The sequence below is a fragment of the Vibrio sp. SCSIO 43136 genome (assembly GCF_023716565.1).
Classification (GTDB): domain Bacteria; phylum Pseudomonadota; class Gammaproteobacteria; order Enterobacterales; family Vibrionaceae; genus Vibrio.
This window is the reverse complement of record NZ_CP071848.1, coordinates 1,032,996-1,058,565: the sequence shown is the minus strand read 5'-3', so window position 1 is coordinate 1,058,565 and position 25,570 is coordinate 1,032,996. Positions and strand designations below refer to the sequence as shown.

Below are 25,570 nucleotides of genomic sequence, written 5' to 3'. Positions count from 1 at the left end.
TCTCGGCTTTTTTTCAGCTAATCTTTAACCAATAACTCAGAATAAAGACAGTAGTACATGAATGACTCTAACAGCACCATCTTGACCGAAAGTGGCACTAACGAACTTGAGATCATCGAGTTTCATCTCAAAAAGCAAATGCCCGATGGCAGCACCAAGAACTGCTACTACGGAATCAATGTGGCTAAGGTGCGTGAAGTCATTCAGGTGCCAGAAACTACTGATTATCCTAATGCTCAACCTCATATGGTTGGCGTATTCTCTTCACGCGAAAAACTTACACCTTTGGTTGACTTAGCTGGATGGTTGGGGGTTCCTACCAGCCCTGAGTTAAAGAATAAGTTCGTAATCGTCACCGACTTCAACCGCATGACTAACGGCTTTTTGATTGACAGCATCAGTCGTATTCATCGCATTAGTTGGGAAGATGTGGAATCTCCAAGCCAGTTTTTGGAAGCGGGTGAAAATGATTGTGTGGTTGCTGTGGTGCGTAAAGATGGCAACCTAATCATGATATTGGATTTTGAAAAAATCATTGCCGATATCAACCCTGAGCTCAGCATGGAAAAATACAACATTGAGCTAGATAAGAGCGTTGATCTTAACCAACGTATGGTCGCCAAGCGTCAAGCCAGAACGGTACTGATCGCCGATGACTCAGCCTTCATTCGCAGCTTAATCGAAAACACACTACGCTCGGCAGGCTACAACATCATTGCCTGTAAAGACGGTGGAGAAGCGCTCGAAAAGCTCACCGAGTTTGAGCGAGTCGCAACGGCAGAAGGGGTTTCAGTCAGCGAGTTTGTTGATGGCGTGGTAAGCGATGTGGAAATGCCTCGTATGGATGGCATGCACTTGCTAAAGCGCTTACGTGACAATGAACATTTTGCCGATATGCCAATTGTCATGTTCTCCTCGCTAATGAGTGATGACAACCGGGCCAAAGCCCTTGCATTGGGGGCTAACGACACCATTACTAAACCAGAGATTGGCCGTATGGTGAGCATGATGGATGGCTATATCTTTGGATCTAAATAATTTCAATCCATCAAACGAAACACCCGCTAAATAGCGGGTGTTTTTGATCAGACCTTAAATTGCTTAACCAACTCATTAAGCTGCTCAGCTTCAGTGACCATTTGAATGGAAGCTTGGTCGGCTTCCTCAATTACTGTGACCATTTGCTGGCCATTCTGAGCAATTTGCTGGATATTGCTGTTAATCTCTTCCGTGACACAACTCTGCTCATGAGCTGCGGTTGCGATGTGGCTATTCATCTCATTAATCACTGCAATGGAAGATAAAATCGAGCCGATTGAATTGTTCGCTGTGCTAGCCAAGTTGATCGTATCTTGGCTACTTGAATGACTTGAACGCATCGCTTCCACAGCCTGATTTGCGCCCGATTGTAGCTTCTCAATCATTGCCTGAATTTCCCCAGTACTCTGCTGGGTTTTACCCGCTAAAGCACGAACTTCGTCGGCAACCACTGCAAAACCTCGACCTTGCTCACCTGCACGCGCGGCTTCAATCGCAGCGTTGAGTGCCAGCAAGTTGGTTTGCTCTGCAATACCACGGATCACGTCTAAGATAGAGGCTATATTGGTCACATCGTTATCAAGCTCGTGGATAACTTCGCCAGTGCTGTTGATCTGACTTGCCAACTGCTCAATCGCCATCACTGTATCTTGTAGTGCTCTACTCGCTTGCTCACCTTGCATGTGCGCTTCTTCACTTGCATGGGCAGCTTCTTTTGCGTTATTGCTAACACCGTCACTGCTCGCTTGCATTTCGTTAATCGCCGTAGCAACCATTTCACTTTCTTGCTGCTGAGACATTACGCTGTCTACTACACCGTGGGTCAATTGATTAAAGGTATCCATAGTGGCTTGCTGCTTATGAACCGCACTGATCATTTGGCTCACAGTGGTTTGAACGATCTCAATAAAACGGTTCACTTCGATAGCAAGTTTCCCTACCTCATCTTTTGACAGAACATCAATACGTTGGGTTAGATCACCTTCACCATTGGCAATACTGTTCATCATCTTCTGCATTTGATTGACAGGTGCAACTAGCCAACCAGATAAAAGCCAAGTCAGCCAAGCCCCTAACACCACAGCAGCGATACTGCCCACTTCTAATACGGTTTCTGCTACCTTAGCGGTATCTTCAATATAAGTTCGCATCATCGCTTGATGCTGTTCCAGTATCGTACGCAGCTGCTTTAATTGATGGCGGATTTGGGCAAATTCTGCCATTAATGTTTTTTGTTGCTCAGGGTAAGTCGAGGCAATCTCCAGTGGTCGCTCATGGAAAGCTCGATATTTCTCAACCCAAGCTTGGGTGCTGGTTAACAACTGAGTAAGTTCGGTTTGAACACCCAGTTTTATCGCTACGGTCTGAATGTCACGTAACTTTGGAAGCGCCTTATTTGCATCATCTTCAAACTCCTGTCGGTAATGAGCAATGTTGGCGCTGGTCGGTTCAGATAACGCTAATCCTTGCGTTGATGCAATCACCTGATATAAATCTCGATATGCACTATCGATAGAATCAAGGGCGGGCTGCAATTCCTGGTTCAAAATCAATGTAGTGTCGGTTTGCTTTTCAAACTGTATTACATGATAAATCGCTACGGTTGAAAATAGTGCCACCATCACAAGGACAGGCAGAGCTAATTTCTTGCGTAACGAAAGGTTGTTGAGCCAATTCATAGTATTTTCTCACTTTTTTTGAGTATTTACTCAATTAATCAAAGGATTAGCGGTCAAAATTCTAGCAAATGAATCAACATCAAACTATCTATAAGACGGTAAAAAATAAGTAAAATCTGTTAAAGGGTCGGTTATTTTAGAAGCGTTTCTCTGTTTGCTGGGCTCAGCTCAAAGATAAACTTCTTGCAGTTCATTTAAATCAAATTATACTGTATATACATACAGGTAAATTAATATGCATGAACTGATCGAAAATTTGCAGCGTAAACAGTGGCTTTGGCAAGGTAATCAACAACAAAGCCAGCCCGATGTATTGCCAAGTGGTTACCCTGAACTGGATGAAAAACTCAATGGTGGCTTACCGAAAGTCGGTCTGATTGAGATCCAAGCGCAACCAGGCATTGGTGAATTACGCCTACTCAAACCTTACTTGCAACAGGCGTCCAGCGCACGTTTGAATGTGTTTATTGCGCCTCCAGGGCAGCTATGCGCAGAGTTCTTTTCTGCACAAGGGTTTAATATTGAAAACATTTTAATCATTCGACCAAAACAGGAAAAAGAAGCCTTGTGGGCGGCGGAGCAGTGTGCCAAAAGTGGCGCTTGTGCTCACGTTATTTTGTGGCAGCAAAAACTCAACATTCAACAAGCCAAACGCCTGCAATTAGCCTGTGATCAGGGCCAATGCAGTCAGATCATTTTTAAGCGCCCCATGGCCAACAGCTTTCCATTACCGGTATCGTTGAGCATGCGCCTAGAAGCCCACCCACAAGGGCTCATCTGCCAGATCACTAAACGCAAAGGCGGCTGGCCACAAGGGAAGTTTGTCATCGACTTTACCGAGCAATGGTCTGCCCTTGCTCAGGCAAGTCAGCCCAATACTGTGGTGCCTTTCCCACTGCGTAAACGAGGTTGATATGGCCCTATGGTTATACCTCTACTTCCCCTACTTACAGCTTGATACGCTTTGCCCTACTTCAGAGCAAGATCAGCAAGCGGTATTGATAGTGGATGGACAAAATAATCACATTGTCCAAGCCAGCACCTCGGCTCTCAGCAAAGGAATTAACATCGGTATGGGCATTGCTACCGCCGCATCATTATGTCCAGATTTAAAGCTCTACCCGTACATGGCTCAAACTGAATCAACACGCTTGAAAGAGATTGCCCAGCAACTTTATCTGGTGACCTCCGATATCGTGTTAAAAGAGCCTAATGGCCTATTGCTAAAAGTGAGTGATATGCTGACCTTATACACTGATCTGCCAAACTACTGGCAGGTGATACAGTCTCAGCTCACTCTCTTTCAGTGTCGCTTTCATTACGCTACCGCCTACTCTTCCACGGCGGCAGAACTGCTGGCGTGCAATGGCTATGATCAACTCATCACCGATGAGAATCAGCTTAAAAACCAATTGCGTCGCTACGCCATAAACCATACGCACTTAGAAGCCAAAGCGGTCGAAAAACTCAACCGTGTCGGGGTCCGTCGTCTCGGGGATCTTTTGGATCTTCCATGGGCTGAATTAGCCAAACGATTTGATCACCAACTGGTCACCTACTTAGGCCGATTGTTGGGTCAATTTCATGAGGGTGTAAATTTCTACCATCCCCCACAGGTGTTTCATCGCCAGCTCGATTTACTCTACGAGCTGGAAAATCTACAACACCTAAATAAGCCGCTGTTCAAGCTGCTCAAACAGCTTGAACACTATCTCAAGCGCCGAGATATGTTAGCACTAGGTCTAACCCTGAGTTTTGGGTTGCGTGATGGTGAAGAGCTCACCGTCACGATTCAAGCAGCGCAAGGAGAATATCTTGCCAAGCGGTGGTGGCAGTTAGCCGAATTAAAGTTTGAGTCCGTCAAGCTGTCTAGCCCTGTGCTTGTGGTCAAACTTGAAGCTGGTCAGCTCATCGCACAAAGTGGCCAAGGCCAAGATATGTTTGTGGGGCAACAAGGAGAGATCAATGCACATGAGCTGCTGTCCATATTGCAAGCCAAGTTAGGCGATAGTGCCGTACAAGGGATCTGCTTGGCTGACGACCCTCGCCCAGAAAAAGGCAATCGAGTGTGTTCACCACTTTCAAAACCGCAGGAAAACGTGACCGCTCTACCGATGCGTCCGAGTGTACTACTCAGCCACCCTGCACCACTGAAAGAAAAAGTGACACTACTCCACGGCCCAGAGCGTATTGCGACTGGGTGGTGGGATGATGAGCAAGTCGTCCGAGATTACTTCATAGCCCGAACCGATACTGGCCGCTGGTTATGGGTCTATCGAACCCCTGCTCAGCAGTGGTTCTTGCATGGTCTGTTTAGCTAGGTGTCGCCATGCAATACGCTGAACTTTTCTGCCAAAGTAATTTCTCTTTTCTGCATGGTGCATCACATGCAGAAGAGCTAGCCATCCAAGCGGACTTTTTGCAGTACGCTGGGCTTGCCATCACGGATGAGTGTTCCGTGGCAGGCGTGGTCCGAGCCCATACCGCTATCAAAGACCACAACTTAGCCATCAAATTAGTGATTGGTAGTTTGTTTCACTTCGAAGATGAACTCTCGCTCATTTTGCTTTGTCCGCATCGTCAAGCCTACGCAGAGCTTTGCCGAGTCATCACCAATGCACGCCGTCGTAGTGAGAAAGGTGAGTACCAACTCACCGAGTGGGATCTCATGTCCGTCAAACACTGCCTTGTGCTCTGGCTGCCCAAACATAACGATAAAGATCGTCATTGGGCAAAGTGGCTCAACCACTACTTTCGAGATCGTCTATGGCTTGGTATTCAGCGCCACCTCACGGCCAATGAACATCACTACCTCAAGCACTGTCGAGAACTGGCTCAGCAATACCACATCCCGATAACGGCCTGTGGTGGAGTATTGATGCACAACGCTAATCGCCTACCGCTGCAACACGTTTTAGCCGCATTAAAGCACGGCACTAATGTCACCAAAGCGGGCAAACGACTCCAAGCCAATACTGAGCGCACGCTTCGTTCTAAAGAAAAGCTCAGTAAACTGTTTGAGCCCCAGTGGCTTGCAGAAAGCATGCGCATTTTAGAACGCTGCCAATTCAGCCTTGAGGAGCTCAAATACGAGTACCCAAGTGAACTCGTACCCGATGGCTATAGCGCCATGAGTTACTTGCGCCATCTCGTGAGTCATGGCGCTAAGCTGCGCTTTCCCGAAGGTGTACCGCAAAGCATTCAAAGCACTATAGATAAAGAGCTACAACTGATTGAAGAGCTTAACTACCCTTTTTACTTTCTCACCATCCATGATTTGGTTATGTTCGCCAAACGGAAAAAAATTCTCTATCAAGGGCGAGGCTCAGCGGCAAACTCGGTGGTCTGCTACTGCTTGGAAATCACTTCCGTGGACCCACGACAGATCTCAGTCCTATTTGAACGCTTCATCAGTAAAGAGCGTAACGAACCACCTGATATTGATGTGGATTTTGAACACGAACGCCGTGAAGAGGTGATCCAATACCTGTATCAAAAATATGGTCGTGAACGAGCTGCACTCGCCGCAACTGTGATCTCTTATCGCTTTAAAAGTGCCGTACGAGACGTAGGCAAAGCACTTGGCATTGCTGAAGCGCAACTGGATTACTTCATTAAAAACACCAATCGTCGAGATCGTAGCCAAAATTGGCAAGCCCAGATCGTGCAGCTTGGACTGGACCCTGACTCCTCAACGGGCCAGCACTTTATCCACTTGGTTAATGAGATCATGGGTTTTCCTCGCCACCTATCTCAACACGTTGGTGGCTTTGTCATCGCATCCGGCCCGCTGTATGAGCTAGTGCCAGTCGAAAATGCCGCCATGCAAGATCGCACCGTCATTCAGTGGGATAAAGACGATCTGGAAAGTCTCGGCTTGATGAAAGTTGATGTATTAGCGCTTGGCATGCTCAGTGCGATACGCAAATGCTTTGATCTTATTAAAACCCATCACGGGCATGAACTCTCGATTGCCGAACTCACTCGCCGTCAAGACGACCCTGCGGTTTACCAACGACTGCAACACGCCGATACCGTTGGCGTATTCCAAATTGAGTCTCGTGCACAAATGAGCATGCTGCCAAGGTTAAAACCGGCCTGCTACTACGATCTAGTGATCCAAATTGCCATCGTCCGCCCCGGGCCGATCCAAGGGGATATGGTGCACCCTTTCCTCAAACGTCGTGATGGCAAAGAACAAATCAGCTACCCATCGCCAGAAGTTCGAGAAGTACTAGAACGCACGCTTGGAGTGCCTATTTTCCAAGAACAAGTCATCAAACTTGCTATGGTGGCCGCAGGTTTCTCTGGCGGCGAAGCGGATCAGCTACGCCGAGCGATGGCATCGTGGAAGAAAACAGGGCAACTGATGCAATTTAAAACCAAGCTTATCGATGGTATGCAAGCTCGAGGTTATCCGATTGAGTTTGCCCAGCGGTTATTTGATCAGATCTGTGGCTTTGGTGAATATGGTTTTCCTGAAAGCCACTCCGCCTCATTTGCTGTATTGGCTTATGCCTCTGCATGGTTAAAGCACTATTATCCGCATGCGTTTTATGTGGCCTTGCTTAACAGTCAGCCGATGGGATTTTACAGCCCATCGCAGCTTATCCAAGATGCCAGACGTCACGGTGTCACCGTATTACCCGTTTGTGCTAACTACTCTAGCTATGAGCATCTACTCGTCAACCAAGGAGAACGTTTGGTGATTCGTCTTGGTCTTAGGCTTATCAAAGGCTTGAGTGCCGCTGGCGCAGCCGCACTCTTGAGCCATCGGCCAAAAGCAGGTTACCAACATGCACATCAGCTGAGACACATCGGTATCAGCGATAAAGATTTAGCTCACCTTGCCTCTGCCGATGCCCTGAAAAGCTTTGCCGGAGACCGTTTCAATGCCCGCTGGCAGTTAATGGATAATTTAGAAGATCTGCCCTTGTTTAAGGGCTTATCTCAGCCTGATGAAAGCTTTGTCCACCAACCAGATGAGCTAGAAACCCTCACGGAAGATTACGCCGCCACTGGGCTTTCACTCAATAAACACCCTATCACCTTGCTTGAAGAAGCTGGAAAACTGGGACGTTTTACCCGCCATCGGGATTTAGTCAACACTGATCATCAATCACTGGTACATGTGGTGGGTGTTGTCACTGGTAAACAATCACCCGGCACGGCAGCGGGGGTAACATTTTTCACTTTAGAAGATGACACCGGAAACATTAACGTCGTCGTTTGGGCGGGAACCGCCAGAGCGCAGAAGCAAGCTTACCTCACAGCAAAGATTTTGAAAGTTAGCGGTATTTTAGAGCGAGAAGGAGAAGTTACCCACGTGATCGCAGGTAAGCTTACCGATATGACCGAGCACTTAGCTCAGTTTAAAAGCAAGTCTAGGGATTTCCATTAATGTACAAAAGCCAACCTTGCCTAGTTGATGAGCTTCACCTGCTCAAAATACTGCTGAGCCCCTTGATGAAATGGCACAAAAATCCCTTGGCGAGTCATAGACATTTCACTCAGTGGTGCAAGTACAGGTAAGAGTCGTCTAAAAGTATCGAGATCAGAAAACACCGCTTTCACTAGCCCATAAACCAGCTTAGGGTCAACGGTATCTAAGGTCACTAACGTCGCTCGCACCGCAAACGTTGCTACATCGTTCGGCGTGCCACGATAGATCCCACCAGGGATCTCCGCTTTAGAGTAAAACGTATGATCGTCAATCAGGCTATCAATCACTCTTCCACTGACTTCAACGATGGTGGTTTCACAATCTAACGTCATATCTTGTATGGCACGACTCGGGTGCCCTACGGTATACACCACCGCATCCACTTGATTACTGCACAACGCCTGCGTTTGTTCAATTGCGCTAAATTCAGTGACTTTTTCAAAATCACTACTTTGCCAGCCCATGGCTTTCATTAGCACTTCCATCGTCGCTCGCTGGCCTGAGCCCGGGTTACCAATATTAACTCGCTTACCCACCAACTGATCAAAGTGAGTAATTTGACTATCTTTTCTCGCTACCACCGTAAAAGGTTCAGCGTGAAGAGAAAACACCGCTCGAAGGCCTGAAAGTGGCGAGTTATCACCGAATTGATACGCTGGAGAATAAGCAAAAAACTGCCAATCGGCTTGAACGATAGCAAAATCGAGTTTGCCCTCCCTTAATGCGTTGAGGTTAGATACCGAACCGTCCGAAAGTTGCACTTGGCACTGGCTATCACGCCAGCTTTTCTGTTTCACCACAGTACGGCACAACGCTTGGCCGACTGGATAATACACGCCATTTTCGGCCCCCGTACCAATGGAAGCATGATTAGCGGCATAAATCGGCATCGCTAACAGTGCTAGCAGAGCCCATCCAAAACCCATCGCTCGACTCATAGTCTCTATATCCCTAGCTTTACCTAAGATAAAACATAGTTCATTTTTTACCCAAAAGTTCAGATTTCCCCTCAACCGACCACTAATAACAAAATGCTCATCTTAACGAATCAGGTTCCCAGTAGGATTTATTTAACTCCTTGAGTCACTTAGGATGCATTTCCAGCCACATATTGTTAAGGTAGTCTGATAAAACAAATAAACGTCAGCACTAGAATACTTATTGTGAATGTCATTGAGTTCCGCCAAGTCGACAAATGGTATGGACAATTCCAAGCACTCCATCAAATCGACCTTTCAGTAAAGTCAGGGGAAATTGTCGTTGTCTGTGGGCCGTCAGGCTCGGGTAAGTCGACATTAATTCGTTGTGTCAATGGATTAGAAACTTTTAGCTCCGGGCAACTGGATGTATTAGGTCACCCAGCGGGAAGCCGAGCACAGACCCCAGGAGCTGTCGGCATGGTATTCCAGCACTTCCACCTATTTCCTCACCTAACTGTGTTAGAGAACCTCACACTTGCTCCAATGCGTACGCTAAAGCTGTCAAAGCAAGAAGCAACTAAGCAAGCGCTAGAGTTCCTAGAACGAGTCAAAATTGCTGAGCAAGCAAATAAGTACCCGTCAGCCTTGTCTGGCGGCCAGCAGCAACGAGTGGCTATCGCTCGCTCTCTATGTATGCAGCCACAAATCTTGCTGTTTGATGAGCCAACATCTGCACTTGACCCTGAAATGATCAGTGAAGTGCTTGACGTCATGATCGAACTTGCCAAAGAAGGCATGACCATGATGTGTGTTACTCACGAAATGGGGTTTGCCAAGCAAGTGGCTGATAAAGTGATCTTTATGGATGAAGGTAAGATCGTTGAGTCAGGTACACCTGCGACCTTATTCAGTGACCCGCAGCACCCTCGCACCAGAAATTTCCTTGAACAAATATTGAGCCACTGATGCTGTTGCGTGTATTCAAACCTGCCCTATCTGCGATTGCCCAAATTATTGTACTGCTATTAGGTATTGCTTGGCTCCTTGATGCTGGGGCTGAGGCAATGCAATACCGCTGGCAGTGGGAGCGAGTCTGGGACTACATTGCTTTTTACGAAGATGGGCAGTGGTGGCCTGCCGAGTTGATCGAAGGGCTTGTCGTAACGCTTAAACTCTCGGGTTTGAGTCTAATCCTGACACTTATTTTCGGCCTAGGCACTGCGCTGCTTAAGCTTTCAAACTCTATCGTTGGACGAGCGATTGCAGCAACTTATGTTGAAGTCATACGAAACACACCACTACTGGTACAAATCTACCTGCTTTACTTTATCTTCGGCCCCATCATTGGACTGGATAGATTTTCTACCGCAGTATTGGCATTAGCACTGTTTCAAGGCGCATACACCGCCGAAGTGTTTCGTGCTGGGTTAAAAAGTATTCCAGTAGGCCAGTTTGAAGCGGCTCGCTCACTCGGCTTGTCACCTTTTGACACATACAAAGACGTCATATTGCCGCAGATGTTGCAGCGTACACTGCCGCCATTAACTAACGAAGTGGTGTCTTTAATTAAAAACTCTTCTATTGTCAGTGTTATGGCGATATTTGATTTAACCACAGAAGGTCGCAATATCGTCTCAGAGACAGCGATGCCTTTTGAAATCTGGTTCACAGTAGCAGGTATCTATCTATTGCTGACTCTCTCCCTGTCGGCACTCGCTGCATGGATGGAACATAAACTTGGTGCCCAATGGCGCACTCAATAACAAGGAGCACAACAGCATGAAGCTATTCAAACGAGCCATCACCGCTCTACTGGGTTTGGCTATTGCCTTACCAACTATGGCAAGTGATACTCCCAATCTCGATAAAATCAACGACCGCAGTACCTTGCGTGTAGGCATGTCGACTTTCGTCCCGTGGGCGATGCGTAACAAGCAAGGCGATCTTATCGGGTTTGAAATTGATGTCGCCAAACGTCTTGCTCAAGACTCTGGCTGGAAAGTTGAGTTTGTCCCTACCGCTTGGGATGGCATTATTCCCGCCCTTTTAGCCAAAAAATTTGATGTCATCATCGGTGGTATGTCCATCACAGAAGAGCGTGCTAAGAGCGTGCTCTTCACCACACCATATTCGCATTCTGGCGTTCAGGTAGCTGCGAGCAAGTCTCTCGCTGGAGATTTTAGCCAACTCAGTGATTTTAACTCTCGCCGAGTAAAAATTGCCGCCCGCCGTGGTGCGTTTACCGTGCAGGTCGCCCGTGAAACCTTCCCGAAAGCGAAAGTGCTGCAATTTGATGATGATGCGCAAGCCTTCCAAGAAGTGTTAAATGGCAATGCTCATGCGGTGATTGCTTCTAGCCCTAAACCTGAACACGAAGCCATCAAACACTCAGATGCGCTGTTTATCCCGTTCAATGAACGTCTATCTAAAGGTAATGAAGCCTTTGCAGTACGCTTAGATGAAGCAGACAAAAAAGCGTTCTTCGACCAGTGGATCCAAGCTCGCACCGAAGATGGTTGGCTCTCTGAGCGTTACGAATACTGGTTCGCAACGTTAGATTGGCAAGACCAAGTGGCAACAGGACAATAACTGTGTGCGCCGCAGCCTAGCTGCGGCCGTATTTTAAGGAATGAGAACCCGAGTGAAACCAAGCATCACCAAAGCCCCAGCATCAGTTATACCTCGCTTAAACCGTTTAGATTACTTATTGCTCACCATACTCATTGGTGCGTTTGTCTGGATCTATTCAAGGCTAGGCGTTGGCGTACAGTACCACTGGGATTGGTCAAGTGCGTTTTCACTGATATTCACGCCAAGAAGTGATGGCGGGATGCCCTATTTTTTTGAAGGCATCGTTTCAACACTGCGCCTCAGTGTCTGGGGACTGGTACTCGCAACCATCGTCGGTACCCTATTAGGTGTGGCAAGGTTTTCCAATGTATCAGTGGTTAAGATCCCTGCAAACGCCTTTGTGCAATTGGTGAGAAACATTCCACCCTTGGTGTTTGTTTTTATCTTTTACTTTTTTATCTCCAATCAGCTCATTCCTTTGCTTGGGTTAGAAACCCTGCTGCGAGAGCACAATGGAGAGGTCTCTTCCCTACAGCACTTCCTGTTTGGTCCTGCTCGCTTATGGGAAAACTTACTCTCTGGCGTTTTATGTATAGGCTTACTTTCATCAGCTTATGTGGCCGAAGTGGTACGCGCCGGCCTTGCTAGCATTCCTCAAGGCCAGTGGGAAGCATCACAAGCTCTAGGGCTTTCGCCGTTCTATAAATACCGGGACGTGATTGCACCACAAGTTCTGACCGCAGTTACACCAGCACTGGCGGGACAAGCGATTTCACTGGTAAAAGACTCTTCTATCGTTGCGCTTATCTCTATCCAAGAGCTGACATTTGTCGGTACAGAGATAGCGAACTCGTCTGGATTGATCTTTGAAATCTGGTTATTAGTTGGCTTTAGCTACTTTATACTCTGCTTTGGACTATCAAGATTGTTTGCTCGCTTAGAAAATCGCGCCAACAGACACACTTAGCACCCCTAGCTGACTTACATTCGTCTATATTTTTAGTAGGACTTTGAAAATGTAAGGCGCTGTATGTCTCACTCTTTGCTAGAAAAAGCATTAGTGACTAACCCTGAGTTAATCCACAAAATCTTTGAATCTATGCCTGAGCCGACGTTTTTGCTCAATCGGGAGGGATATTATGTGGAAGCTTGGGGCGGAACCGATCTAAAGCGTCACCATGACCCTTCGTGCATTATCGGCCTGCATCAATATGACGTACTGCCAGCGGACAAAGCTAAGTGGTTTATCGAAGTCATCAATCAAGTGTTAGATGAAAACCGTTACACCGAGTTAGAGTACGACCTTGACCCTAAGGCACTTCCCGCTTTTCAAAACGAAGATGGTCCGAAAGAGGTCCAATATTTCAGTTCGTTGCTCATTCCACTTCAAGAGCAGCAATTGGTGTTATGGGCGGTTAGAAATATTTCAGAGTACAAACGGGCACTAATGAGGCTTGAAGAGCACCAAGCTGAGTTAGAACACCTGACGTATACCGACCACCTCACTCAGCTTCATAATCGCTATGCGTTAGAGAGTCTGCTTCCGCCCGCTATCCATGCGACCCATCACAGCCAACAAGATGGGGCATTTTTTATGATAGATATCGACCACTTCAAGCTACTCAATGACTGTTATGGGCACCTTCAAGGTGACCAAGCGTTAAGAGCCGTCTCAGAACAAATTCGTTTATGGTGCAAGAATAGTGGCATCGCTTTTCGCTATGGTGGGGATGAGTTTTTAGTCTTCATGCGCAATGTGGACGAAACTCGCATTGTTGAGCAAGCCAATGAGCTTGCCAAAGCGATTCGGGCGCTGCAAATTCCCAACGCAGAGTCTAAAGTCTGCTCGACATTAACCGTGACTATTGGCATAAAAGTGTGTCATCACACCAGTGAAGTTGTCTCGATCGAGCGCTACATTAACCTCGCTGATTCTGCATTATTTGATGCAAAAAAACTTCAGCGAGGCAGCATCCACTTATTTTCATAAGCTATTTGAAACCCATGGATCATTTATGTAGAATGCGCATAAATTTTACATAATACCATTGTTGAGATTAATGGTATTAACTGCTGTAAATTGCGATGGAACTGTTGATCCTCAGATTGATCTCTCACCTAATGTGTCTTTCAGACCAAGATAGGCTTAGTTCTCTACGATAATTGGCACATAAGTGATCGCCGCTTATGTTGATAGAGTGAACACAGCAAAGCATTACCGACCGAATGAAACCAATCAAAGCCCTATTATTGACCTTTATCAGTGCTTTTTGCCTAATGAGCCTGTCTATCAATGCGAATACTTGCCTTAGCCGAGTTAGCAAGTCCAATGCTGACAATAAAGCATACTTGCCTAAAGTCATCACTGTTCATCAAGTGGCGCTAGAGAATATGTTGCGCCTAGGTCTTGAAGATCAAATCATGGCATACGCCCTGCGTGAAAATGACCTGCCAGCGGAGTTCATGCGTCAAGCACAAAACATAACTTACCTTTCGCAGCAGATGCCAAGTCGCGAGCAAATTTTTAACGCCAAGCCTGACTTCATTTACGCTGGTCACCCAAGTGCATTCACTCCCACTGAGCTCGGAAATGCAGCATGGTGGCACTGTAAAGGCGTTGCAACCTTGGTGAATCCGACAGCGACAGTTAAGCCACCAATGACACTTACAGCTAAAGATATTTGGAAAGATATTAAAGCTGTGGCAGACCGTTTTGCGGTCACCGATCGTGCCGAAAAATTGGAATTACAAGGCATGAAGCGACTAGACGCATTGCCAAAACTCCGCACCCAACCAAGAGTACTGGTTCTTGATGCAAAAAGTGTCGATTTAAAAGTAGCGAGCTGCTGCGGTGGTGCGGATCTCATGGTCCGTCTAGCAGGAGGAGACAATGCCGCTGATGGCTTTGATAACCGTTGGAGCGTGATTTCTAATCTCAGTGTTGCTCAGCTTAATCCTGATGTAATCGTACTAGCGACATATCAGCACGGACCTACCGACGCAGTACTCAAGGAGCTAATGACAGATCCCAAGTTATCAGAAACAGACGCAATAAAAAGGCAGCATATAGTTACCCTACCCTACACTCAAACGCTGCCAAGCCCTAGCATGCTAAATAGCATCGAAAAGCTGAATCAACAGCTGGTAAATTGGGGGTATTAGGGCGTACTAACTATCGCTACCAGTTTTAGCCATCTCGACTGATGCTGATTGATTGGATGCACGTAGATCGTCACTAAACAATGAAATCGCCTCTTGGAATTTTTCCTGCTTAAGCGGTTTGGTCAAAATATAGTTTGCCCCTGCTCGCATAAAGTCATCATGAGGCTGCTGAAATGCATCTGCGGTACAGGCAAATATCAAGGTATTTATTTTGAGAGTTTGCCTGATAACGCGAGTCGTTTCGATGCCGTTCATTCCCGGCATATGATTGTCCATTAAGATCAAATCAAAAGTATTGTTCTTAAGCTTTTCTAAAGCGTCCATACCCGATTCACTAACACTGGCAACATGGCCTAAGTTCTCACAGAACTTCACCGCAACGTAGGCATTTACTCGGTTATCTTCAACGATAAGGACACTAAGCGATCCAACCCCGACCTCATCGCAACGGCTGGCATTGGCTTCTTTAGCTTCTTGTTCTGAAAGTACTTTAACGTCTACAACACAGGTAAATTCGCTCCCCACACCTTCAACACTTTTTAAGCTGACATCGCCATTCATTGCCTGACTAAGCTTCCTCACTATTGCCAGCCCCAGCCCAGTGCCACCAAAATTTCTCGTCGTAGAAAGATCTGCTTGCTCGAAAGGATGAAAAATCGCTCGCTTACGGTCTTCAGGCACCCCAACACCACTGTCCTTAACTTGGATAATAAGGCGGGGGGTAATTTGAGCAGTATCCAGCTCAACACTGAGCTCTACAAATCCCTGGTGGGTAAACTTGATTGCATTGCCAACCAAGTTAAAAATAATTTGGCGAATTCTCGAAACATCCGCACTCATATATAAATTGGGGTCAATTCGATTATCAAACGTCAGCGCCAACTCTTTTTCCATGGCGATAGTCATGTAGGTGGACATGATAGGGTCGGTCAGGTCAGTAATCGTAAATAGTTTATCTTCTAGGCTTAATTTTCCTTGTTCCACCTTAGAAAAATCGAGGATGTCATTCAGTATCTCAATCAGGTGGTTACCGGACTCTAGGATGATGCCCACTTTATGTTTGTGAGATTCTTCTTTTACCTCGGCCTCTAATAACTGAGCCACACCCAACACACCATTCATTGGTGTTCTCAATTCGTGGCTCATGGTCGCCAAAAACATCGATTTCGCTTGATTCGCCTGCTCAGTTTTCGCCACCAATTCCGACAGGGCCTGATTCGTCACCCGTGTGTCTTTCAACTTGATATACATAACAATAAGCAACAACGCACAAAGCTCTACTAACACGGCAATGGTGACCATATCACTGAAAAAGTTAATTTCTTCTAGGGTATGATTCCACTGATGTTCATTGTCTTCGACAAAATGTGTTTTATCACCCAGCATCTGCTGAGTGAGCACTTTTAAATCGTAATTGAGGTTGTTGTACTCTAGTAAGAATCCACTCAAAACCTTGTTGTCCGATTGAAGTCGACTAGAGAGTTTTTGAGTCATGATATCTACTAGAGAATTAATATCCGTACGGTGTTGGTTATTCTCTTGACCAATTTCAAGCAAAGTGATTCGGCTAATTGCCGTCTGCGAGTAATCCATCGCCGTGTGGTAACGGATCATATCTTCCAAAATGACCAGTACATTACTGACATCTTGATCAAATACCTGGGTAAAAGCTTCCACCTCCATAGTTGGCAAACCTAACCAGGTATGCTGTGGTCGCCAACCAATGAGCTCATGTAAACGTTCGACTTGCTTTTCTAACTCAACCAACTCTGTACTCAAAACATAGGCTGGTGTGTCTAGCCCTCGGTGAAACGCCAACACTTTATCTCTTAGGTTCAACACATCGTGCCCCAAAGCACTGTATTGAGCGGCAACACCACGCACATGATCGTATTGATGATGCAAGTAAGCTAAGTACCCTAATTGGATACAAATCAAAACCACTGCCACTAGCACTTTCCAATTACGGCGAATCATTAGTTATCGCCTCCAAAACTGGTGGGGGTGGTGCGGTTAAGCTATCAAGAAACGCAATCAAGTCTTTGCGCATCTCTGGCTGAATCTCGATACCTAACTGCAACTGCGCCATGATAGTTATAGCTTCATCTAGAGTGGCAACGCCACCATCATGAAAATATGGGGCAGTTAATGCTACGTTTCTTAGACTAGGCACTCGAAATACCAATCGGTCGGACTCTCGCTGGGTCACATTATGGCGCCCAGTATCCACATTGTTAGCTTCATAATCTCCGTAATAACCAATGCGCTGCATTAGCTGCCCACCAATGTTTTCACCTTGGTGGCAATAGACACAACCCAAACTTTGAAAAGCCTGCCATCCTCTTTTGGCCGAGTCACTGATCGCCGTATCATCTCCATTCAAATACAGGTCAAAAGGTGCATTGGGAGTTGCAAGCGTGCCAACAAAGTAATTTAGGGTCTGCTTGACGTCTTCATTTTGGATATCGCTGATACCTAACTCATTGAACAATTGGGGGTACACAGGGTGAGATGTGACGTACTTCACAATTTCATCCCAGCTCGAATTCATTTCATCGGGATGATGGATTGGGCCTTCGATTTGCTCAGATAGCGTCTTAGCGCGCCCGTCCCAGAAAAATCGATAATTTGATTTCACATTGAACACTGTCGGGCTATTTCGTGTCCCTGCCCTGCCTTCAACACCGAAAGATACTGGACGAGGATCTGCACCACTGGTGCTCAACAAATGACAAGAATTACAACTAATAGTGCCATCGGAAGACAATTTTGGGTCATTAAAAAGCATCCAGCCAAGTCGCGCACGATCCAACTCTACCTCATCAACTGGGTTGATAGGCAACACGATGGCGTACTTGGCGACCGCAGGGAATACCAGCAAAGCGGCGAGTAACCCTACTAAGCAATGCTTCATTCTTCCTCACTAAAAACTTAGTTTATATGAAAGGTTTAGCAGTGGTTTATTTAACTCTCAAGCTCAAAACAACAATAAAATCTTTCTACATTTATTTCGACATCTAAGTAGTTTTCAACAACCACCACTCAACTTATTTAGTGTACTAACCAATTTAAACGCCATAGCCCTGCTAAAAATTGAGCAAACAACTCGCTTTTGAATTGCATTGACGAAAAATCAAACGTTTATTTGGTTTGAATAATGCTTTTTTTCTTCGTACTCTAAATATTGAGAATCAAAAGCAGACAAAGGAAGTCTCCATGAAACATAAAATTTCTCTTTTATTTGCAGCGACACTGATGAGCGCCTCTGCAAATGCAAGTGAATGTGGTGAAGTCACCATCGCAGAAATGAACTGGAACTCTGCAAGCTTAATCGCCAACGTAGACAAGTTCATTCTTGAACACGGTTTTGGTTGTGACGCTGAGCTCGTACCAGGCGACACCATGCCAACGGGCACCTCTATGATCGAAAAAGGTCAACCAGATCTTGCGCCTGAGCTATGGAGTAACAGTTTAAAAGAGGCATTGGATGTCGGTGTCAAAGAAGGCCGCCTACGTTATGCCGGCAAAGTATTGAGCGACGGGGGTGAAGAAGGCTTTTGGGTTCCTAAATACCTTGTCGAAAAACACCCTGAGCTTGCCACGATTGAAGGTGTGATCAAACACGCAGACATGTTCGAACACCCAGAAGACCCTGACGTGTCCGCTTTCTATAGTTGCCCTGCCGGTTGGAACTGCCAGATCTCGGCAGGCAACCTTTTTGAAGCGATGGGACTTGAAGACAAAGGTTTTGTCATCGTTGACCCAGGCTCGGGTGCTGGTCTATCGGGTTCAATTGCCAAAGCATATGAACGTGAACAAGCTTGGTTCGGTTACTACTGGGCACCAACAGCGGTACTCGGTAAATATGAAATGGTCAAAGTCGACTTCGGTAGTGGTGTCAACGAACAGGAGTTCTTGAACTGTACCACTCAAGAAGAATGTGATGAGCCAAAAGTGACCATGTACCCGCCTTCACCAGTACATACTGTCACCACTGAAGAATTTGCTTCTCGTTCACCTGAAGCCTACGCCTATGTGAGTACTCGTAGCTTTACTAACTCTGACCTAAACAAACTGCTCGCTTGGATGGAAGACAATCAAGCGGACGGTGAAGAGACAATGCATCATTTCCTAGAAACTTATGGTCAAGTTTGGGAAAGCTGGGTAACACCAGAAGTGGCCAAAAAAGTAAAAGCGGAACTCTAAGCCACAAAGCACATGATATTTATCGGCTCTGAACTTCAGAGCCGATTTAGCTCATACCGATCTAGATAAGTGATACGGACTTGATGAATACCCAAACACTTATCTGGGCTTTAAAATCTAAGCTGTAAAGGATTTACAATGGCTGACTCAAGCTGGTTAACTGAGTTCCCTGAAATGGGACGCTCAGACCTACGTACAATTAAAAAAACGCTGGATGGCGCATATCGCGAATTCTCTCGAGAATATGGCGATACCATCGAATCACTGTTTGACCCCCTACTCACATTTCTCGTCTGGTTCGAAAAACTTCTAATATCTACCCCTTGGATCATTACGCTTGCTGCTTGTTCCGGCTTGGTTTACCTTGCGAGCCGTTCATGGAAGCTCACCGTAGGCTGCGTTGTATCACTACTACTGATTGGTTATTTTGGCATGTGGGAAGATACCATGCGCACCTTGAGTATCATCACCGTCTGTACCTTACTCGCCATTGTCATGGGCATTCCAATTGGCATTGCGATGGCACGCTCTAACCGAGTTCAGTCTATCGTGACCCCGATGCTTGACGTGATGCAGACTATGCCAGCATTTGTTTACTTGATACCTGTCGTCATGCTGCTAGGCATCGGTAAAATTCCGGGCCTAATTGCGGTTATCATCTATGCCATTCCTCCTGTTATTCGCCTCACCAACCTCGGTATTCGCTTAGTAGATAAAGAGGTGCTAGAAGCGGCAACAGCCTTTGGTGCGACTAAGAAGCAACGACTTTTAGGGGTTCAGCTTCCCCTTGCGATGCCAACCATAATGGCGGGGATCAACCAAACCATCATGATGGCGCTGTCTATGGTCGTAATCGCCTCAATGATTGGGGTAAAAGGTCTGGGCCAACCTGTACTTAAGTCGATCACTAACCAATACTTTACCTTAGGGCTCTTGAATGGCTTTGCCATTGTCGCTCTGGCAATTTTGTTTGACCGTGCCTCTCAGGCCTATGCAAAACGTACTCAAGCTCACCTAGGAGACCTAAAACATGACTGATTTACCACTGGTTGAGATTAGTGGCTTGTCCAAAGTTTTTGGCCCTAAGCCTGACTCCGTGTTACCAAAGGTCCATGCAGGAGAAGGCAAAGATGCCATCCTTGCAGAAACTGGCCACACCGTTGGCCTTCGTGACATCAACCTAAAAATCCACAAGGGCGAAATATTCGTCATCATGGGGCTTTCTGGCTCAGGTAAATCGACCCTGATCAGGCACTTCAACCGCCTTATCGACCCGACTGAGGGCAAGATCATGGTTGAAGGCATTGATGTTATGAGCCTCAATACTTCCGAGCTTGAAAATTTCAGACGCCATAAAATGTCGATGGTGTTTCAACGCTTTGGTCTGCTACCGCATCGTAACGTCATTGATAACGTAGCTTACGGATTAGAGATCCAAGGCATTGAAAAACCAGCAAGGCATCAAAAAGCTACGGAATGGCTTGAAACCGTTGGCTTACAAGGCTACGAAAAACAATACCCAGCGCAGCTTTCCGGTGGTCAACAACAACGTGTTGGACTGGCACGTGCGCTGGCAACTGACGCCGAGATATTGCTGATGGACGAGGCATTCTCTGCACTCGATCCTTTGATCCGCAGTGAAATGCAAGATCAGTTGATTGAGTTGCAACAAAAGCTGCACAAAACCATTATTTTTATCACTCACGACCTCGATGAAGCACTGAGATTAGGCGATCGTATCGCCATCCTGAAAGATGGAGAGCTAGTACAAGAAGGCACTCCTGATGAGATCCTTCTCTCTCCTGCAGATGATTACGTAGAAGCCTTTGTCAAAGACGTGAATCGAGCTCGAGCGCTGACTGTTGAAACGGTAATGCAACCACCAGAGCTACGTATTACGGCAAGTACCATTGAAGAGGCACTTGCTCAAATGAAGAAATCCAAACATGACTATGGTTACCATGTCACTGAAGAAGGTTATCAAGGGGTATTGACTCAAGAAGGTCTCATGGACGCTGCGGCCGATGAAGCGGTGAGCGAAGACATCTGTGAAGAGCTCTATGAAGAAGTGCCTGCTGTCTCCCCAGAAAGTGCCATTGAAGAAGTTCTGACTGACACTATGTCATGTGATTACTCTCTGCCAGTGGTGGATGATGACGGCAACCTTAAAGGTGAACTAGAGAGAAGCGTGGTAGCAGAAATCTTTAGTGAGCCGAGTAACCAAGAAGAAAACGCTCTTGAGCAAAGTGGTACTGACGAAAAAAAGTCTGACAACCTAGCCAAAGCTGGCTAGCCACACAAAATCTTTTAGCCATTAAAAAGCCCCTATCGCATTAGCCATAGGGGCTTTTATTAGAGGCGTGATCCTAGACTTTAAACTGCCCAACCAATCGCTGCTGTTCATCCGCAAGTTGATTGATTGTCTCACCTGCATTTTGCGACGCTTCCGCTTGGTCGAGAATGGTAGCACTAAGACCACGAATATTACTGATGCTCTGGCTTACTTCATTCGAAGCTGATTGCTGCTCTTGCGCTGCTTCGACAATATGGCCGTTCATTTGCGTAATACCTTCAATAGCATCGAAAACATCTTTTAAGCCATTAAACGCATGTTCGACATCTAGTTGAGCGTCATCCACCATATTACCGCTCGACTCCATCACTTCCACCACGCTGTTGGTGCAGCTGCGAACTTTGTCGATCACGGTTTTAATCTCGTTCACTGAACTTTGCGTGCGTTGGGCAAGCTGCCTGACTTCATCAGCAACCACAGCAAACCCACGGCCTTGTTCACCCGCTCTCGCCGCTTCTATCGCAGCGTTCAACGCCAATAAGTTAGTTTGCTCTGAGATCTCTTCAATGATGGTCAGCATAGACACAATGGCCTGATTGTTATCCGCCAATTCCGCAACCACAGGTTTTGCTGATTGCATTTTTTCTACCAGTCCTTTCATTTTATCAAGGGACTGATTCATCACTTTCTGACCTTGACGGGCAGCTTCATCAGCTTGCTGGGCATTGGTCAGTGCGGAATTTACACTATCAAGCACTAAAGCCGAGGTCTGGGCCATCTCTTCGGTTGCCGTAGCCACCATATCCACTTCTTGGAACTGAGATTCACTACTACTGCGAGTCACACTTGCGGTTTCTCTTGCCTCTTGAGTCGATGCAACCACGCTATGGGAGTTCGCAACAATATCTTGTATCGTACCTTGCAGCTTGGCCAAGAACTGATTGAAGCTATCAGCAAGCTGGCCTATTTCATCTCGACTGGTCACTTTAAGACGCTGTGTTAAGTCACCTTCACCAGACGCAATATCATTAAGCCGCGCAACAACATCGCGAATAGGTTTGACTAGACGTATCGCAGCAAAAGCAATTAGCATCAGTCCAAATAAAGAAGTGGCAATACCCAGAATAATCTCGGAACGTACCCCTTGTTGAATTTGGGTATCGATCATCATATCTAGCTTGGCAGCATCTGCGACCACGCTCGATTTAGGCAACTCAAGAATCACCCCCCAACGCTTATCTGCGATGGCAATCGGTGCAGACGCAATTAGCCAATTACCATCACTACTCCATTCGGAACTTGGTTGAGAGGTTCCCAAAATCGAACGGATCTGACCCGAGTCTAAGACACTACTTTGATATTGCTGGCCAATTTTGAGTTCCTGAGAGTCACTCGCTAGCAACTGCCCTTGTTGCGATACGATGGCTATACGTCCCATACCATCAAAAAGGTTCTGATCAGACTTAGCCGCAACCGCCTTGAGCACATCAAGTTTAAAGTCGATACCAACCAAACCAATCACTTCTCCATCCCACTTCAATGGAACTGAGACAGAGGTGATCAAATCATTCACGTCACCATAATCGCTAAACTTAGGCTCAGCGATACACTCAATACCAGAAGTAATCGGACACTGATATTTTGCCGCACTGGTTGGGTCATTGATTAACCCTTCGTAAAGAATGTTTTGAAATACTTCCGCCCCATCAGCAGACTTAGCCCAGTTGGTAGCAAACCGACCAATATCGTTAGACGCTGCATAGTCAGCTCCTGTGAATTCAGCGTCCTTTTCATCTAGAGCATTTGGTTTGAACAGCAAGTAGCCCGCTTGAATCGTATCAAACGTCTCCACAGAGCGACGCACGAGGTCATCGAGCGAGATACGCAGCACTTCGCTATCTGTATCATTGAACTCAGCGCTATCTTTGAGCAACAATGCCGTACTCGCCATCATCTCGGTACGAACCTGAGCATCAGAAAGGTAATTTTGGATCTCGGTGGCAATAAGCTCCGCTTCACTCACTAGCATGTGCTGAGACTTTTCAGTCACAGACTGGGTACTTTGGTCTCGGATAACTCGTTGGTTTTGCTTAGCGTTATATACTGAAAAGCTCACTAAGAGCACAGCAGATAGCACTAAGCAAATAGCGGCCAGCAAGGTAATCTTCCACTGAACTGAGAACGTTTTCATTCACACCGTCTCCATCTTGTTCTTTTTTTGGCAATTGTTGTAAAAACAGACAATGCACCTATAAGTGTAGCCCTATTTAAGCAATCTTCATCCATAATGAAAATGTAAACGTATCCACCAATGCGAACAGGTCACATAACTTAATGATCAATTGTGTAAAACTAAGAATTGAGTCACAGCGCTAGTACGGAAGTTCTGCGCCAAAATGAAAACAGTTTCACATGCGGTTTATGACTTTCGTGAGAGGTACATCGTATGGTAATTGGGAATATGGCTTTCCCAGTAAGGTGGCGAGCCAATATGGTCTTGGAAGGTCTGTATGAATTCTCTCACCAACAAAGTTGGTTTGCGGTGCGGATAAATGGCGTAGATCCCGGTATCTAGCGTCGATAAGTGATAATCGGTCAGTAACGGCTCTAGCCCTAGCTTTTCAATTGATTGGTCAAGATTGAAGAGGTCCAACTGGCAATAACCAAGACCTGAGCATACCGCATTGATCATTGAACGTACGTCGCTGACTTTATAGTTTCCCCGCATTTTTAGTGTCGTCAGTGTGTCACTTTCTGGAGTCAAACCAATCTTCATTTGGTCAAGCGTCGTATCCCCATTGAAATAAACCACCGCAGGGAGTTTTATTAACGCCTCAGGTGTTTGTGGTTCGCCGTGTTTGGCAATGAAATCTTTAGACGCCACCAGCGCAAAATTGGTATTTGCGAGTTTCTTGGCCACGAGATTCGAATCTCTTAACTTGCCAATTCGAAATGCTAAGTCAAAGTGGTCTGAAATCAGATCACTTCGCCTATCATCTAACGATAGGGAGATCTTAACTTCTGGGTATCGCTGCATGAATTTCGCAATGACTGGTTGCACATATTGCTGGCCAAACAGTGTGGCAGACGTAATGCGCAAATGCCCTTTGGGCTCTGAGTGATAAGAGTCGGCGATATTGTGAATTTGGGTCAATGTGCTCTGTAACTGCTGCACTTGTGGAACAATTTCTTCACCGGCTGGCGTCAATGAAATAGACCGAGTCGAACGATTAAGCAATTGCACACCAAGGTGGGCTTCAAGCTTTTTGATCTGTTTTGAAAGGGAAGAGTTATCCATGTCATGGAGTGCGGCAGCTTTACTGAATGAACCTTGCTGAACCACATCCAAGAATAGCGATAATTGATTAGTTAATGACATCGGCACTCCTTTCACCTACTTCATTATCCTAACAATAAAAAAGCCATCCGTGGCAAAAACTCAACTCTCCGAGAAAACTCGATACCTAAGCGCTGAGTTAATCAATTAAAGACTTTGTACTTAGAAGTTAAAAACAACCCCTACTTTTCCGTAAGAATCTCGTTGGTTCTTATTGCTAAATGTGCCTTCGTTGCCAACTTCAATGTAAGGCTTGAAGCCATTTAAGTTATTGAACGTCGCACGAAGTTCGTAGTTTTGGATATTATCACGAGCGTTAAGCGCCTTAGTGGTTTTGTCTAACTCTGCTTGGTGCACAACTTTTGCATTCAAGTAAACATTGTCCGTGGCTTGAATACCTGCTGCTAAATCAAAACGAGCGATGTTTGATTGCCCAAGGCCAATGCGTTGGGTTTCCGCATCATTACGAGCACGTGCACTCACATCAAATGCACCGACTGATGTACCAACAGAAACGCCCAACTTGCGAACATCAGATTCATTCGCATTGGTTTTATCCACAAACTCACCTTCACCTTTTAGCCAAAAGTTGTCAAAACCGTGGGTGTAGTTGATGTTGTATTCGTTGTTAGCACCCGAACGTTTTGCTGAGAAACCAATGTCTTGGTAACCAACAAACACTTTTAGACCAGCTTTATTGTTCGACAAAGCACCTTGTGAGTTCACTTTCTGATCAATTTCTAAACCGCCAGATAAATCATCTGCGATGCTTGCACCAGAAAATAGAGCAGCAAGTGATGCTGCCACGATAGCTTTTTTCATTTTTTGTATCCTCAAACTAAGTAATACCTTCCTTAGGCGTGTTACCTCTCCTTAGCGAGGCAGACTTTAATTTCGTTTGAGGACTGCAACCAATTAGGA

General features: G+C 46.1%; 20 protein-coding genes. 13 read left to right on the top strand and 7 right to left on the bottom strand.

Annotated elements, in window-relative coordinates; translation table 11 throughout:
* Positions 1-57: 57 nt before the first annotated feature.
* The gene (locus tag J4N39_RS05040; RefSeq protein ID WP_252022589.1) at positions 58-1,038 is read left to right on the top strand and encodes a chemotaxis protein CheV; all 981 of its coding nucleotides are present in this window, start codon (positions 58-60) and stop codon (positions 1,036-1,038) included.
* Positions 1,039-1,085: 47 nt separating this feature from the next.
* Here the strand turns inward: J4N39_RS05040 and J4N39_RS05035 are convergent, their stop codons facing one another.
* On the bottom strand, positions 1,086-2,717 hold the full coding sequence (locus J4N39_RS05035; RefSeq protein ID WP_252022586.1) for a methyl-accepting chemotaxis protein: 1,632 nt from the start codon (positions 2,715-2,717) through the stop codon (positions 1,086-1,088).
* 235 nt (positions 2,718-2,952) lie between these two features.
* Here J4N39_RS05035 and imuA point away from each other — a divergent pair, with 235 nt between their 5' ends.
* Genes imuA through J4N39_RS05020 form a run of 3 tightly spaced genes read left to right on the top strand, consistent with a single transcriptional unit; the run spans position 2,953 to position 8,118 of the window.
* The gene (gene imuA / locus J4N39_RS05030) at positions 2,953-3,630 is read left to right on the top strand and encodes a translesion DNA synthesis-associated protein ImuA (RefSeq protein ID WP_252022583.1); all 678 of its coding nucleotides are present in this window, start codon (positions 2,953-2,955) and stop codon (positions 3,628-3,630) included.
* A 1-nt stretch (position 3,631) separates the two neighbouring features.
* Positions 3,632-5,038: a Y-family DNA polymerase gene (locus J4N39_RS05025; protein ID WP_252022581.1), complete on the top strand. Its 1,407-nt coding sequence runs from the start codon at positions 3,632-3,634 to the stop codon at positions 5,036-5,038.
* 8 nt (positions 5,039-5,046) lie between these two features.
* Entirely contained in the window at positions 5,047-8,118 is a 3,072-nt protein-coding gene (locus J4N39_RS05020) for an error-prone DNA polymerase (protein ID WP_252022580.1), read from the top strand.
* A 20-nt stretch (positions 8,119-8,138) separates the two neighbouring features.
* Here the strand turns inward: J4N39_RS05020 and J4N39_RS05015 are convergent, their stop codons facing one another.
* Positions 8,139-9,098: a TAXI family TRAP transporter solute-binding subunit gene (locus tag J4N39_RS05015; protein ID WP_252022579.1), complete on the bottom strand. Its 960-nt coding sequence runs from the start codon at positions 9,096-9,098 to the stop codon at positions 8,139-8,141.
* A 225-nt stretch (positions 9,099-9,323) separates the two neighbouring features.
* Here J4N39_RS05015 and J4N39_RS05010 point away from each other — a divergent pair, with 225 nt between their 5' ends.
* The 6 genes from J4N39_RS05010 to J4N39_RS04985 all read left to right on the top strand — a co-directional run bounded on the left by J4N39_RS05010 (position 9,324) and on the right by J4N39_RS04985 (position 14,813).
* Positions 9,324-10,046 (top strand): amino acid ABC transporter ATP-binding protein, encoded by a 723-nt coding sequence (locus J4N39_RS05010; RefSeq protein WP_252022578.1) that lies wholly within the window; start codon positions 9,324-9,326, stop codon positions 10,044-10,046.
* Complete coding sequence (locus J4N39_RS05005; protein WP_252022576.1) at positions 10,046-10,843, top strand: amino acid ABC transporter permease; 798 nt, start codon at positions 10,046-10,048, stop codon at positions 10,841-10,843. The genes J4N39_RS05010 and J4N39_RS05005 overlap by 1 nt, the downstream gene beginning before the upstream one ends.
* Positions 10,844-10,859: 16 nt before the next feature.
* Entirely contained in the window at positions 10,860-11,669 is an 810-nt protein-coding gene (locus J4N39_RS05000; RefSeq protein ID WP_252022574.1) for a transporter substrate-binding domain-containing protein, read from the top strand.
* A gap of 40 nt (positions 11,670-11,709) precedes the next feature.
* Entirely contained in the window at positions 11,710-12,618 is a 909-nt protein-coding gene (locus tag J4N39_RS04995) for an amino acid ABC transporter permease (protein WP_252022572.1), read from the top strand.
* 63 nt (positions 12,619-12,681) lie between these two features.
* Positions 12,682-13,641, top strand: coding sequence for a sensor domain-containing diguanylate cyclase (locus J4N39_RS04990; RefSeq protein WP_252022570.1), 960 nt, complete (start codon positions 12,682-12,684; stop codon positions 13,639-13,641).
* A gap of 236 nt (positions 13,642-13,877) precedes the next feature.
* Positions 13,878-14,813 (top strand): ABC transporter substrate-binding protein, encoded by a 936-nt coding sequence (locus J4N39_RS04985; protein WP_252022567.1) that lies wholly within the window; start codon positions 13,878-13,880, stop codon positions 14,811-14,813.
* 6 nt (positions 14,814-14,819) lie between these two features.
* Here J4N39_RS04985 and J4N39_RS04980 read toward each other — a convergent pair whose 3' ends face one another.
* Positions 14,820-16,790, bottom strand: coding sequence for an ATP-binding protein (locus J4N39_RS04980; protein WP_252022563.1), 1,971 nt, complete (start codon positions 16,788-16,790; stop codon positions 14,820-14,822).
* Positions 16,777-17,727 (bottom strand): cytochrome-c peroxidase, encoded by a 951-nt coding sequence (locus J4N39_RS04975; protein ID WP_252022560.1) that lies wholly within the window; start codon positions 17,725-17,727, stop codon positions 16,777-16,779. Before J4N39_RS04975 ends, J4N39_RS04980 begins: the two co-directional genes overlap by 14 nt.
* Before the next feature lie 302 nt (positions 17,728-18,029).
* On the opposite strand from J4N39_RS04975, the gene J4N39_RS04970 reads away from it, so the two are divergent.
* The 3 genes from J4N39_RS04970 (at position 18,030) to J4N39_RS04960 (ending at position 21,312) form a co-directional block, all read left to right on the top strand.
* Entirely contained in the window at positions 18,030-19,019 is a 990-nt protein-coding gene (locus tag J4N39_RS04970) for an ABC transporter substrate-binding protein (RefSeq protein WP_252022557.1), read from the top strand.
* Between the two features lie 138 nt (positions 19,020-19,157).
* Positions 19,158-20,057: an ABC transporter permease gene (locus tag J4N39_RS04965; protein ID WP_252022555.1), complete on the top strand. Its 900-nt coding sequence runs from the start codon at positions 19,158-19,160 to the stop codon at positions 20,055-20,057.
* Entirely contained in the window at positions 20,050-21,312 is a 1,263-nt protein-coding gene (locus J4N39_RS04960; protein WP_252022552.1) for a quaternary amine ABC transporter ATP-binding protein, read from the top strand. Before J4N39_RS04965 ends, J4N39_RS04960 begins: the two co-directional genes overlap by 8 nt.
* A 73-nt stretch (positions 21,313-21,385) precedes the next feature.
* Here the strand turns inward: J4N39_RS04960 and J4N39_RS04955 are convergent, their stop codons facing one another.
* The 3 genes from J4N39_RS04955 to J4N39_RS04945 form a co-directional block, all read right to left on the bottom strand.
* Entirely contained in the window at positions 21,386-23,503 is a 2,118-nt protein-coding gene (locus tag J4N39_RS04955) for a methyl-accepting chemotaxis protein (RefSeq protein WP_252022550.1), read from the bottom strand.
* A gap of 228 nt (positions 23,504-23,731) precedes the next feature.
* The gene (locus tag J4N39_RS04950) at positions 23,732-24,691 is read right to left on the bottom strand and encodes a LysR family transcriptional regulator (protein WP_252022548.1); all 960 of its coding nucleotides are present in this window, start codon (positions 24,689-24,691) and stop codon (positions 23,732-23,734) included.
* Between the two features lie 120 nt (positions 24,692-24,811).
* The gene (locus J4N39_RS04945; protein WP_252022546.1) at positions 24,812-25,471 is read right to left on the bottom strand and encodes a hypothetical protein; all 660 of its coding nucleotides are present in this window, start codon (positions 25,469-25,471) and stop codon (positions 24,812-24,814) included.
* Positions 25,472-25,570: the final 99 nt, after the last annotated feature.

Excerpts from the sequence above, each read along its gene's own strand:
- J4N39_RS05040 (WP_252022589.1), top strand. The coding sequence starts at position 58 with ATGAATGACTCTAACAGCACCATCTTGACCGAAAGTGGCACTAACGAA.
- J4N39_RS05035 (WP_252022586.1), bottom strand. The coding sequence starts at position 2,717 with ATGAATTGGCTCAACAACCTTTCGTTACGCAAGAAATTAGCTCTGCCT.
- imuA (WP_252022583.1), top strand. The coding sequence starts at position 2,953 with ATGCATGAACTGATCGAAAATTTGCAGCGTAAACAGTGGCTTTGGCAA.
- J4N39_RS05025 (WP_252022581.1), top strand. The coding sequence starts at position 3,632 with ATGGCCCTATGGTTATACCTCTACTTCCCCTACTTACAGCTTGATACG.
- J4N39_RS05020 (WP_252022580.1), top strand. The coding sequence starts at position 5,047 with ATGCAATACGCTGAACTTTTCTGCCAAAGTAATTTCTCTTTTCTGCAT.
- J4N39_RS05015 (WP_252022579.1), bottom strand. The coding sequence starts at position 9,098 with ATGAGTCGAGCGATGGGTTTTGGATGGGCTCTGCTAGCACTGTTAGCG.
- J4N39_RS05005 (WP_252022576.1), top strand. The coding sequence starts at position 10,046 with ATGCTGTTGCGTGTATTCAAACCTGCCCTATCTGCGATTGCCCAAATT.
- J4N39_RS05000 (WP_252022574.1), top strand. The coding sequence starts at position 10,860 with ATGAAGCTATTCAAACGAGCCATCACCGCTCTACTGGGTTTGGCTATT.
- J4N39_RS04995 (WP_252022572.1), top strand. The coding sequence starts at position 11,710 with ATGAGAACCCGAGTGAAACCAAGCATCACCAAAGCCCCAGCATCAGTT.
- J4N39_RS04990 (WP_252022570.1), top strand. The coding sequence starts at position 12,682 with ATGTCTCACTCTTTGCTAGAAAAAGCATTAGTGACTAACCCTGAGTTA.
- J4N39_RS04985 (WP_252022567.1), top strand. The coding sequence starts at position 13,878 with ATGAAACCAATCAAAGCCCTATTATTGACCTTTATCAGTGCTTTTTGC.
- J4N39_RS04980 (WP_252022563.1), bottom strand. The coding sequence starts at position 16,790 with ATGATTCGCCGTAATTGGAAAGTGCTAGTGGCAGTGGTTTTGATTTGT.
- J4N39_RS04975 (WP_252022560.1), bottom strand. The coding sequence starts at position 17,727 with ATGAAGCATTGCTTAGTAGGGTTACTCGCCGCTTTGCTGGTATTCCCT.
- J4N39_RS04970 (WP_252022557.1), top strand. The coding sequence starts at position 18,030 with ATGAAACATAAAATTTCTCTTTTATTTGCAGCGACACTGATGAGCGCC.
- J4N39_RS04965 (WP_252022555.1), top strand. The coding sequence starts at position 19,158 with ATGGCTGACTCAAGCTGGTTAACTGAGTTCCCTGAAATGGGACGCTCA.
- J4N39_RS04960 (WP_252022552.1), top strand. The coding sequence starts at position 20,050 with ATGACTGATTTACCACTGGTTGAGATTAGTGGCTTGTCCAAAGTTTTT.
- J4N39_RS04955 (WP_252022550.1), bottom strand. The coding sequence starts at position 23,503 with ATGAAAACGTTCTCAGTTCAGTGGAAGATTACCTTGCTGGCCGCTATT.
- J4N39_RS04950 (WP_252022548.1), bottom strand. The coding sequence starts at position 24,691 with ATGTCATTAACTAATCAATTATCGCTATTCTTGGATGTGGTTCAGCAA.
- J4N39_RS04945 (WP_252022546.1), bottom strand. The coding sequence starts at position 25,471 with ATGAAAAAAGCTATCGTGGCAGCATCACTTGCTGCTCTATTTTCTGGT.